The following is an 11,497-nucleotide window of genomic DNA, read 5'->3' on the forward strand; positions in this document are numbered from 1 at the left end:
CATTATTACAATATTACAACATATTTACAACTATTTTTTCATAAAAATGAAATACAAATTAACAACATATAGTCTATTTTTTTAAATTTGTAGCAAAGCATAATTGAACATGAACAAAATGGCAAAAACAGCAACGTTAACTTTTGAAGATTTTAAAAAAGAAGTTTTAAACGATTTTAAAATAGCTACGGTTAGTAGAGAATGTAGTTTACTTGGAAGAAAAGAAGTACTTACAGGGAAAGCTAAATTCGGAATTTTTGGCGATGGAAAAGAAGTGCCTCAATTAGCCTTAGCCAAGGCGTTTCAAAATGGTGATTTCCGTTCAGGATATTATCGTGACCAAACGTTTATGATGGCAATTGGTGCCTTAACCATCGAACAGTTTTTTGCTGGATTGTATGGACATGCAGATATTAATTTTGACCCAATGAGTGCAGGTCGTCAAATGGGCGGGCACTTTGCTACTCATTCATTAGACGAAAATGGAAATTGGAAAAACCTTACACAACAAAAAAATTCAAGTTCTGATATTTCACCAACGGCTGGACAAATGCCTAGATTATTAGGTTTGGCGCAAGCATCTAAAATCTATAGAAATGTAAAAGAACTGCCTGAAATAAATAATTTTTCAGTAAATGGAAATGAAATTGCTTGGGGTACTATAGGAAACGCCTCTACTTCAGAAGGCTTATTCTTTGAGACCATTAATGCTGCAGGGGTTTTACAAGTGCCTATGGTCATGAGTGTATGGGACGACGAATATGGAATTTCAGTACATGCTAAATACCAAACAACAAAAGAAAATATTTCAGAAATTTTAAAAGGGTTTCAACGTGACGAAGAAAATAAAGGTTATGAAATATTTCGTGTTAAAGGTTGGGACTACCCTGCTCTAGTTGAAACATATCAAAAAGCAGCTGAATTAGCGAGAAGAGAACATGTACCTGTTTTAGTTCACGTACAAGAATTAACTCAACCACAAGGTCACTCAACTTCAGGTTCACACGAACGTTATAAAAATGCAGAACGTTTAGCATGGGAAACAACATTTGACTGTATTGTTCAAATGAAAAAATGGATGATTGAGAATAGCATTGCTACAGTTGAAGAAATTGAAGAGATTGAAAAAGCTTCTAAAAAAGAAGTGTTAGAAGGAAAGAAAACAGCTTGGAATACCTACTTAACTGCTATCAAAACTGAAGTTGCTGAAGCTGTACAAGTTCTAAACAATGTAGCACAACATTCTGAAAACAAAGTTTTTATAGAGAAATATAGTGCTGACTTAGCCGCTATCAAAGAACCTATTCGAAAAGATATTTTGGTCACTGCGCGTAAAGTTCTTCGAATGTTATCTGGCAACGATAGAGCTTCATTAGCACAATGGATTACTTCATTCTCTGAAAAAATCCAACCAAAATATAGTTCACATTTATTCTCCGAATCTGTAAGAAATGCTGCTGCAACTCAAGAAGTATTGCCTACTTATGACGAAACCGCTGAAGAAGTAGATGCACGATTAATACTTAGAGACAACTTTGATGCCATATTTGCTAAATACCCAGAAACATTAATTTTTGGTGAAGATTCGGGTACAATTGGTGATGTAAATCAAGGATTAGAAGGTATGCAAGAGAAATATGGTGAATTCCGTGTTTCTGATGCAGGTATTCGTGAAGCTACTATTCTTGGTCAAGGTATTGGAATGGCAATGCGAGGCTTAAGACCAATAGCTGAAATTCAATATTTGGATTATTTATTGTATGCTATTCAAATCATGAGCGACGATTTAGCTACTCTGCAATATCGAACACACGGCCGCCAAAAAGCTCCTTTAATTATTAGAACTCGCGGTCATCGCTTAGAAGGTATTTGGCATTCTGGCTCTCCTATGGGAATGATCATCAATGCTATCAGAGGAATACATGTATTGGTCCCTAGAAATATGACTAAAGCTGCTGGTTTTTACAATACACTATTAAATTCAGATGAACCTGCTTTAATTGTTGAGTGCTTGAACGGTTACCGTTTAAAAGAAAAAATGCCGACCAACTTAGGTGCTTTCAAAACACCTATTGGTATTGTAGAAACTATCAAAGAAGGTAAAGATATTACCTTGGTATCTTATGGCTCAACTTTACGTATTGTTGAACAAGCTGCAAAAGAATTGTTAGAAATTGGTATTGATGCAGAAATCATTGATATCCAATCATTATTACCTTTTGATGTTCAAAAAGATATTGTAAAATCAGTAGCAAAAACCAATCGCTTATTAGTGATTGATGAAGATGTTCCTGGTGGTGCCAGCGCTTATATTCTTCAGGAGATTATTGAAAACCAACAGGCTTACAAACACTTAGACAGTGCACCACAAACATTAACTGCAAAAGCACATAGACCCGCTTACGGAACAGATGGAGATTACTTTTCTAAGCCGAGTGCAGAGGATATCTATGAAAAAGTATACGAAATCATGCATGAAGCTTTTCCTGCTCGTTTCCCTAAATTATATTAAGTAAAACACCAATATTAAAATAGGAAGTAGTAATTTTGCTTCCTATTTTTTTATGGAATAAACGAAAAACTTATGTCAAATACATACATTGGATATCATTTTACTATTGAACCATTAGAATTAGGTTCAGAAATTTTAATTGCCGAATTAGGCGAAACAGCTTTTGAAAGTTTTATTGAAACGGAAACAGGTGTATCTGCATTTGTTCAAAAGGATTTATGGACCGCTAATATACTGGAAGATATTTACATCCTAGAAAATCCTGAGTTCAAAATAGAATACACGTTTGAAGAAATTGAACAAGTAAATTGGAACGAAGAATGGGAAAAAAATTTCTCCCCTATTGATGTTGATGGAATTTGTCATGTACGTGCTCCTTTTCACGAACCAACAAACGCTACTTTTGAAATTGTAATTGAGCCAAAAATGAGTTTTGGTACTGGACACCATGAAACAACTCACATGGTCATCCAACATTTATTAGAATTGGAATTAACCAATAAAAAAACAATGGACATGGGATGTGGAACTGCTATCTTAGCTATTTTAGCAGAAATGAAAGGTGCCCAACCTATAGATGCTGTAGATATTGACAACTGGTGTTATTTAAATTCTATTGAAAATACAGAACGTAATAATTGCCAACATATTTCTGTATATGAAGGTGATGCATCTTGGCTAAACCAAGGGCAAAAATATGATGTTTTTATTGCAAATATCAATAGAAATATTCTTTTAAATGATATGTCTACCTATGTGAATTGTATGAATAATGAAGCTACTTTATTATTAAGTGGATTTTATTCAGAAGACATTCCTGCTATTCAAGAATGTTGTGAAGCTTTAGGTTTAACTTTTATTTCTAAAAAAGAACGAAACAACTGGGTGGCATTGAAATTTGAAAAAAAATAATAACTTTGTCAAGTTAGCTTTAAAATTTTTATTATGAATACTTTAGAACAAGTTCAAGAAGAAGTTTTAGTAGAAGAAGCGATTGGTCTTACCAATGAAATTGTTTTATATAATGACGATGTAAACACCTTCGATCATGTTATTGAAACCTTGGTACGTGTATGTGATCATACTTGGGAACAAGCTGAACAATGTGCTATCTTAGTGCACTACAAAGGTCAATGTACTGTTAAAACAGGTGAGTTACCTAAACTGAAACCCCTATGTTCAGCCTTACTTGATGCTGGTTTAAGTGCAGAAATCATATAAAAAAAAGTCTCGCTAAATACGAGACTTTTTTCTATTATGAAGTCATCTTACCAATAGCACAACTTACATAAGATTTTGCTTTAGCACCTAAACTATTGCGCTCTCCATCTTCTGGATAACCTAACTCGGCTAATGTTTTCTTCACTACATCTAAAGTATGAACTTCAGAATAATCAAAGGTAACTGAATTGTCTTCTACCACCACAATAACATCAGATACATCATCAAGGGCATTCAAATTCTTTGTAATCGTTGAAGCACAACCACCACACTTCAAATTTTGTATATGTACTGTCGTTTTCATAACTGCTTAATTTAACCATATAAAAGTACAAAAAAAAGACATATTAAAAACTAACATATATCAGGTTTCTAACTTAATGAGGTAATTTATCTTTAATCATTCCATAAACATAAGTACCCAATAAAGCTCCTAATAAAATAACAGCAATTGATTGCATACCAGTTCCTAATAAAATAAAAATAGGTCCAGGACAACACCCTACTATACCCCAACCTAATCCAAACATCGTCCCTCCTACTATATATCTAAAAAACACACGATCTTTATCCATAATCTGTATGGGAGCCCCTTTAATATCTTTAACCTCTTTTTTCTTAATTAAATAGATCCCAGTAACACCTACAAAAATGGCAGTGCCAATAATTCCATACATATGAAATGACTGAAATTGAAACATTTCATAAATGCGATACCAAGAAATAGCTTCAGCTTTAGTTAACACAATTCCAAAAACAATACCTACTATAAAGAATTTAAACAATTTCATTTTAATCAAAAATTAAAGGAATTAAAAAATGAGCAGCAATTAATCCACCAATGAAAAAACCAATAACAGCAATTAACGAGGGAATTTGTAAGTTACTCAATCCAGAAATCGCATGTCCTGAGGTACAACCACCAGCATAAGGCGTGCCAAAACCAATTAAAAACCCACCACCTAAAAGTAATAAAAATCCTTTCCATGTCCACATTTGATCAATACCAAAAATAGCATCTGGACCTAACTTACCATTAGGTGCATCAATGTGTAAAGATTGTAATTGTTTTACCGTAATTGGATTCAACTGAAGTACTTGCTTAGAATCCATCATAAAATGATAAGCAATAAACCCACCAGCAATGGCTCCTAAAACTATAGCTAAGTTCCAACGTTGCTCTCTCCAATCAAAATTAAAATAAGCACTTTGTTTTTTAGCTGGTGTCATGCTACACAAAGTCCTTAAATTTGATGACATACCGAACGTTTTTCCAAAATACGTGAGCACTAACATGATTAAACCTATTAACAAACCTGATATTGACCAATGCCAAGTACCAAATAATACATCCATATTTATTATTTTTGTACAAAAATATAAATTCAAAACTTCAAATGTAACATTTGTTACAAAAGAATTAACATTAAATTAAAATCATGGGAAAAATTAAATTAGAAATATATTGGGGTTTTTATCTAGCTTTTACATTTATTTTATGGTCTCAACTAGAAAAATGGTTGGGTTTTCATAGTGATAAACTTTTTATACAACCTATCTTTTCTATTTTAATAACAATTCCTTTTTCAATCCTCTACTATAGAGCTTTATACTTAAAAAAGAAAAATGATTATAACAATCAAATTACTTTTCAACAATCATTTATTTCAAGTCTATTCATAACAGGTGTATTTGCTTTATTTCTTCCAGCAGCACTTTATTTTTCATTGAAATACATTTCTCCTGACTTAATGAATAATTTTATTCAAGCCTCTATTAAGTCAGGAAAGATAACTTTAAAAGAAGCAGAGGCCTACTATAATTTTAAGAGCTTACTACTAATGAATTATTCTTCTTTATTACCAATTGGTATAATTATTGGATATCTTGTTTCTAAAAAAAATGCAACAAAAAAATAATTAAGATGAAAAAAATAATTCTTTTTGGATTGATTTTGTTCAACATGGCTTGTGTAAGTACGAAATCAACTATTCAAAACATAAATGATAAAGCGGTAATGCCAAAAATCATTGGAGATCATTTTGAAATTAAAACTATTGCCAATGAAGGAAAATATGGTTTTCACCAAGATTATCCCATTAATTTAGGATTTTATAAAACTGAAAATGCTAATTTAGCAAATGTTAAACGTTTCTTTAATGGTATTACTTCGAAAGACGGTGAAAAACTCTTATTCAAGCGAGTAGACACTTGTTGTCCTTATCCATCAAAGAACAATGCAGTAGGCGTAGGAACGCTTGAAATTTACGAAGTTTGGATTGAAAGTAAAACAGAGAAATGGTTATTATATGTTAATTTAACCGATAAAGGAGAAGTGCTTTGCCCAAAAGGTTTTTTACCCAAAAAATAAACAAATTATGTAACCTTTAGAACATTCGTTTTAAAGGTTTTATTTTATCTTTGCACTACAAAAAAATAGAGAACATGAATTTAAACAATATACCTCAAATTAAACATACAAATAGTGGTAATTTTTTTGTCCTAGCTGGTCCATGTGCCATTGAAGGTGAAGAAATGGCTATGAGAATAGCTGAAAAAATAGTAAACATTACCAATCAATTAGAAATACCATATGTTTTCAAAGGTTCTTTTAAAAAAGCTAATCGCTCTCGTGTAGATAGTTTTACGGGTATTGGAGATGAAAAAGCTTTGAAAATTTTACAAAAAGTTTCTAAAGAATTTGGTGTACCAACAGTAACTGACATTCATACAAATGAAGATGCTGTATTAGCAGCTGAATATGTTGATGTATTACAAATTCCTGCTTTCTTAGTTCGACAAACCGATTTAGTCGTTGCTGCTGCTAGAACTGGAAAAACGGTAAACTTAAAAAAAGGACAATTCATGAGTCCCGAAAGTATGCAACATGCAGCTCAAAAAGTTATCGACTCTGGTAATGAAAATTTTATGATTACCGATAGAGGAACCATGTTTGGTTACCAAGATATGATTGTAGATTTTAGAGGAATACCTACCATGCAAGAATTTGGAACTACTGTTTTAGATGTTACTCATTCACTTCAACAGCCCAATCAAACTAGTGGTGTTACAGGAGGAAGACCAGATAAGATAGAAACTATTGCCAAAGCCGGAATTGCTGTTGGAGTAGATGGCATTTTTATAGAAACCCACTTTGATCCTGCTAATGCTAAAAGTGATGGAGCAAATATGTTACATTTAGACTATTTCGAAGGTTTAATGACTCGATTAGTAGCCATTCGAAAAACAATTAATCAATTTTAAATACTTATTTTTTTAAATTCTTATGAAACAATCATTACTAATGGTTGTACTTTCTTTTTGTGTTTTTTCACAGTACACCTTTTCGCAAGAAACAGTTGAAACACCAGAAAAATACACGGCTCATAACAAAGGTAAATTTTACATTTTCTGGGGAGGAAATAGAGAATCCTATTCAAATTCGGATATTCACTTTAAAGGAGAAAACTATGATTTTATTGTGACTGATGCTGTAGCACATGACAAACCTAAAGGATGGCATTTGGATTATATTAATCCTGGTAGAATGACTATTCCACAAACAAATTTGAGAATAGGTTACTTTATTTCAGATCACTACAATATCTCAATTGGATTAGACCATATGAAATATGTTTTTACACAAGATCAAATAGCTAATGTAACTGGATATGTAAATTTACCTAGTACTGATGAAGGTTCAATATATAATGGAAATTACAATAATACACCAATAAATTTTCAAGAAAATTTTAATCCTGACACTGATGACACTTCACCTCCTCCATTCTTAACATTTGAACATACAGATGGATTAAACTATATCAATACAGAAATTTCAAGAGTTGATGATATTTCTTCCAAAATATTCAAATCATGGAACAGTGATAAAGTACAAATCAATTTAACTGAAGGTTTAGGAGCAGGTGTTTTACTTCCTAAAACAAATACTAGACTACTTGGAAAAGAACGCTATGACGAATTTCATCTTGCAGGCTATGGTCTTTCAGCAAAAGTAGGCCTAAATTTTACTTTCTTTAAGCACTTCTTTATACAAACCGAATTAAAAGGTGGTTACATTGACATGAATGATATTAGAACTACAAAAAACACCTCTGATAGTGCTTCTCAACACTTTTGGTTTTTACAACGTATTATCAGTTTTGGAGGTATTTTCAAAATATAGACAATAAAACACAAGCTGCTAAAAGCGTGAACAATGTTTCACGCTTTTTTTGTACCTACAATTTAATAATACCAATTTTCTAAAATTAATTAAATAATTTCAATCAAAACTTATTTTGTTCCAGTTAAAAAAAGATGTAAATTTGGTTTTAATGAAACATATTGAATTCTAATTCATTAGATGTACTTCAAGAAGAATATTTTGGAAGAAAAAGTAGAAAATAAATTCTGGCAATACGATAGTTCATATTGGTTAGAACAACTAAATAGTAGTGAAAAAGGATTATCGCAAGCAGAAGCTACTAAGCGAATATCAAAAAATAACAGCGCTCTTAAAAATCGTTCTGCTTTACGAAAAGATATGATGCTTTTTGTCTACCAATTTAAAAGTCCGCTCATGTTAATGCTAATTGGAGCAGTAATTATTTCTGGCTTTTTAGGTGATACTTCTGAAGTTTTTATCATTCTATTTATTGTTTTGTCCACTGGTTTACTTAGTTTCTTTCAAGAACGAAATGCGGGTAAAGTAGTAGAAAAACTTCAAGCCTTAATTGCTATTAAAACAACCGTTTTTCGAGATGGAAAAATAACTAAAATTAATGCCAATCAAATCGTAGCTGGCGATATTATAAGCTTAACCGCAGGCGATATGTTACCCGCAGATTGTATTCTTTTAGCAGCGAATGAACTTTATGTAAATGAATCTTCTTTAACAGGAGAATCCTACCCTGTAAGAAAAGAAGTAGGAAAATTAAACGAAGAAACCGAACTTAGCAAGCGAAGTAATTCTTTATGGGAAGGGACAAATGTAATCAGCGGAGAGGCTAAGGCTCTAGTAATTCAAACAGGTGAAAACTCATTATTTGGTCACATTGCAAAGAGTGCCTCAATAGCTGTAGAATCAACATTTGAAAAAGGAATTAAAGATTTTGGCTATTTCTTAATGAAAATTACATTGGTTTTAGCCCTTTTCATTTTGATTGTAAATTTATTGAATCAAAAAAGTATCATGGAATCTGCTTTATTTGCACTTGCTTTAGCTGTAGGTATGGCTCCCGAATTATTACCAGCCATTGCAACTATAGCCATGAGTGCGGGTGCAAAAAAATTATTGGAGAAAAAAGTAATTGTCAAAAAATTAAATTCCATACAAAATTTAGGTGAAGTTAATTTGCTTTGTACTGATAAAACAGGAACCATAACTGAAGGAAGTATTAAAATAGCTGGATTAATAAACTACATTGGTCAGGAAAGCGAATGGGTAAAAAAACTAGCATATTGGAATGCCAGCAATGAAACAGGTTATTCAAACCCAATTGATGAAGCATTGAAAGACATAAAAATAGAAACTGGATATAAAGTCTCAAAAACAGGAGAAGTTCCATATGACTTTATTAGAAAAAGATTAAGCATTGCAATACAAACGGACTCTGAACAACTCCTAATTAGTAAAGGCGCTTTTTCACAGATTAAGAGTATTTGCAACAAAATTAGAGATGAAAACAATGAAATTCAACCAATTACATTATTTGAAAAAAAAATAGATCAACAATTTCAGTTATTTGGAGAACAAGGATTCCGAGTAATTGCTATTTGTTATAAATCAATAACTGCTGATTCTATAACAAAAGAACTTGAAATAGATATGATTTTTGCTGGATTCATTTTAATGAGCGATCCTGTAAAAAAAGGAATTATAGAAACAATTAATGAGTTATACCAACTTAAAGTAGGTTTAAAAATCATCACCGGAGATAACAAAAATATTGCTTTATCAATTGCTAAAAATATTGGAATAAAGAACCCAATAATACTTACAGGTAAAGAACTACTAAATACTAATACAGAGGCTTTGAAGCAATTGGTAAAAAGAACACACATTTTTGCTGAAGTAGAGCCGCAACAAAAAGAACGTATTATTTTAGCATTAAAGCATTCCTATACAGTAGCCTACATGGGAGATGGAATCAATGATGTCGGTGCAATCAATGCTGCTGATGTTGGTATTTCTGTAGATAACGCTGTAGATGTAGCTAAAGAGGCGGCAGATTTTGTGTTAATGGAAAAAGAATTAATTGTAATTGCTGAAGGAATTAAACAAGGTCGAAAAACCTTCGCCAATACCATGAAATACTTATACATCAATACTGGCGCTACTTTTGGAAATATGTTTAGTGTAGCTGTAGCTTCATTACTCCTCCCCTTTTTACCAATGTTACCAAAACAAATATTACTTACGAATTTCTTAACCGATTTTCCCTATCTAAGTGTTGCAAATGATAATGTAGATTCAGATGTTTATACTAAACCCGGCAAATGGAACATTAAAATAATTAGAAATTACATGGTTATTTTTGGAATACATAGTTCAATTTTTGACATTATAACTTTTTTGACTTTATTTTATGTATTAAAAGCAAAAGAAGCTACATTTCAAACGGGTTGGTTTATTGAATCTATACTAACAGAATTGTGCATTTTATTTATTATTAGGACTCATCGTGCTTTTATTAAAAGTCAACCAGGAAAATATTTATTCTTACTAAGTATACTAGCTTTAATTCTTACTATTACTTTACCTTATTTACCTTTTGCTAGAGAAATAGGACTTACCCCATTACCATTAAAAAACTTAGGATTAATGTTAGGAATAGTCCTTTTCTATATTCTGACCGCAGATATTTTGAAGGTATGGTTCTTTAAAAAATATAAACAAACATAATAATTAAAAAAAAGATGAACAATTTATTTTTTGACTTTACGGTTGATAAAGAGGCTAAAAAAGTATTCATTACCCGTGTTTTTAATGCTCCTCTGCATTTGGTTTGGGAAGCCTTTACAAATGCTCAGTTATTAGATCAATGGGTTGCTCCTGCTCCATTTACTTCTAAAACAAAATATATGAACTTTGAAGAAGGTGGCAAACGTTTCTATGCCATGGTTAGTCCAGAAGGAGTTGAACGTTGGGCTTTGCAACAATATAAAACAATTAATCCAACCAATTCTTTCTCTATGTTTAATGTTTTTACTGATACAGAAGAGAATCCTGAACCATCAGGCTCTGAATGGGTATATACTTTCAAGGAACAAAAGAACGGTACACAAGTACAAATTGAAATTTACAACGAATCTTTTGAGCGAATGGAAAGTTTATTAGAAGGATTTAAAATTGGATTAACAATGACGTTAGAAAACTTAGATTCATTATTTTCTAATTTAAAGTAAAGGTGGATATAAAATTAGCTATCTTAAATTATTTAAATAATTTACCTGAGCCAAAAAAAACTGAAATTACAAGAATACATCAAGCGATAATTGAAATAATTCCCACGGCACAACTTTGGTTTTTAGAGGGCACAAATACATCAGGTAAAGTTGTGACTAATCCAAATATAGGCTACGGCAATTGTACACTTCAATTAGCAGGAGGTAAAACTAGAGCCTTTTATAAAATTGGTTTAAGCGCCAATTCGACGGGAATATCGGTTTATATTATGGGGATTAAAGACAAAAACTATTTAAATAACACTTATGGTAATAAAATTGGAAAAGCAAAAATCACAGGGTATTGTATTAAAT

At 31.8% G+C, this 11,497-nt stretch carries 13 protein-coding genes; 10 read left to right on the plus strand and 3 right to left on the minus strand.

The window, feature by feature from the left end; genetic code table 11:
- The first annotated feature begins 118 nt into the window (after window positions 1-118).
- The 3 genes from QZ824_RS08605 (at window position 119) to QZ824_RS08615 (ending at window position 3,733) form a co-directional block, all read left to right on the plus strand.
- Window positions 119-2,512 (plus strand): thiamine pyrophosphate-dependent enzyme, encoded by a 2,394-nt coding sequence (locus QZ824_RS08605; RefSeq protein ID WP_291275611.1) that lies wholly within the window; start codon window positions 119-121, stop codon window positions 2,510-2,512.
- 72 nt (window positions 2,513-2,584) lie between these two features.
- Window positions 2,585-3,424, plus strand: a complete 840-nt coding sequence (gene prmA / locus QZ824_RS08610; protein ID WP_291275612.1) for a 50S ribosomal protein L11 methyltransferase — start codon at window positions 2,585-2,587, stop codon at window positions 3,422-3,424.
- A gap of 33 nt (window positions 3,425-3,457) precedes the next feature.
- Entirely contained in the window at window positions 3,458-3,733 is a 276-nt protein-coding gene (locus QZ824_RS08615) for an ATP-dependent Clp protease adaptor ClpS (protein ID WP_291275613.1), read from the plus strand.
- Window positions 3,734-3,767: 34 nt separating this feature from the next.
- Here the strand turns inward: QZ824_RS08615 and QZ824_RS08620 are convergent, their stop codons facing one another.
- The 3 genes from QZ824_RS08620 to QZ824_RS08630 form a co-directional block, all read right to left on the minus strand.
- Window positions 3,768-4,037, minus strand: coding sequence for a heavy-metal-associated domain-containing protein (locus QZ824_RS08620; protein ID WP_291275614.1), 270 nt, complete (start codon window positions 4,035-4,037; stop codon window positions 3,768-3,770).
- Between the two features lie 73 nt (window positions 4,038-4,110).
- Window positions 4,111-4,524 carry a DUF6691 family protein gene (locus tag QZ824_RS08625; protein ID WP_291275615.1) on the minus strand — a complete coding sequence of 138 codons (414 nt, stop codon included), beginning with the start codon at window positions 4,522-4,524 and terminating at the stop codon, window positions 4,111-4,113.
- 1 nt (window position 4,525) lies between these two features.
- Complete coding sequence (locus QZ824_RS08630) at window positions 4,526-5,089, minus strand: YeeE/YedE thiosulfate transporter family protein (protein ID WP_291275616.1); 564 nt, start codon at window positions 5,087-5,089, stop codon at window positions 4,526-4,528.
- 83 nt (window positions 5,090-5,172) lie between these two features.
- On the opposite strand from QZ824_RS08630, the gene QZ824_RS08635 reads away from it, so the two are divergent.
- From QZ824_RS08635 to QZ824_RS08665, 7 genes are all read left to right on the plus strand, one after another.
- On the plus strand, window positions 5,173-5,652 hold the full coding sequence (locus QZ824_RS08635) for a DUF4199 domain-containing protein (protein WP_291275617.1): 480 nt from the start codon (window positions 5,173-5,175) through the stop codon (window positions 5,650-5,652).
- Window positions 5,653-5,657: 5 nt separating this feature from the next.
- Window positions 5,658-6,104, plus strand: a complete 447-nt coding sequence (locus QZ824_RS08640; protein ID WP_291275618.1) for a 2-dehydro-3-deoxyphosphooctonate aldolase — start codon at window positions 5,658-5,660, stop codon at window positions 6,102-6,104.
- A gap of 74 nt (window positions 6,105-6,178) precedes the next feature.
- Entirely contained in the window at window positions 6,179-6,997 is an 819-nt protein-coding gene (gene kdsA / locus QZ824_RS08645) for a 3-deoxy-8-phosphooctulonate synthase (RefSeq protein ID WP_291275619.1), read from the plus strand.
- Window positions 6,998-7,019: 22 nt separating this feature from the next.
- Window positions 7,020-7,919: a hypothetical protein gene (locus QZ824_RS08650; RefSeq protein WP_291275620.1), complete on the plus strand. Its 900-nt coding sequence runs from the start codon at window positions 7,020-7,022 to the stop codon at window positions 7,917-7,919.
- A 180-nt stretch (window positions 7,920-8,099) separates the two neighbouring features.
- On the plus strand, window positions 8,100-10,640 hold the full coding sequence (gene mgtA, locus QZ824_RS08655; protein WP_291275621.1) for a magnesium-translocating P-type ATPase: 2,541 nt from the start codon (window positions 8,100-8,102) through the stop codon (window positions 10,638-10,640).
- A gap of 14 nt (window positions 10,641-10,654) precedes the next feature.
- Window positions 10,655-11,143, plus strand: a complete 489-nt coding sequence (locus QZ824_RS08660; RefSeq protein WP_291275622.1) for an SRPBCC domain-containing protein — start codon at window positions 10,655-10,657, stop codon at window positions 11,141-11,143.
- A 2-nt stretch (window positions 11,144-11,145) separates the two neighbouring features.
- Window positions 11,146-11,497 (plus strand): DUF1801 domain-containing protein (locus QZ824_RS08665; RefSeq protein WP_291275623.1); only part of this gene is annotated, 352 nt, incomplete at its 3' end.

This window comes from Flavobacterium sp. (assembly GCF_021151785.1).
Taxonomy (GTDB): Bacteria; Bacteroidota; Bacteroidia; order Flavobacteriales; family Flavobacteriaceae; genus Flavobacterium.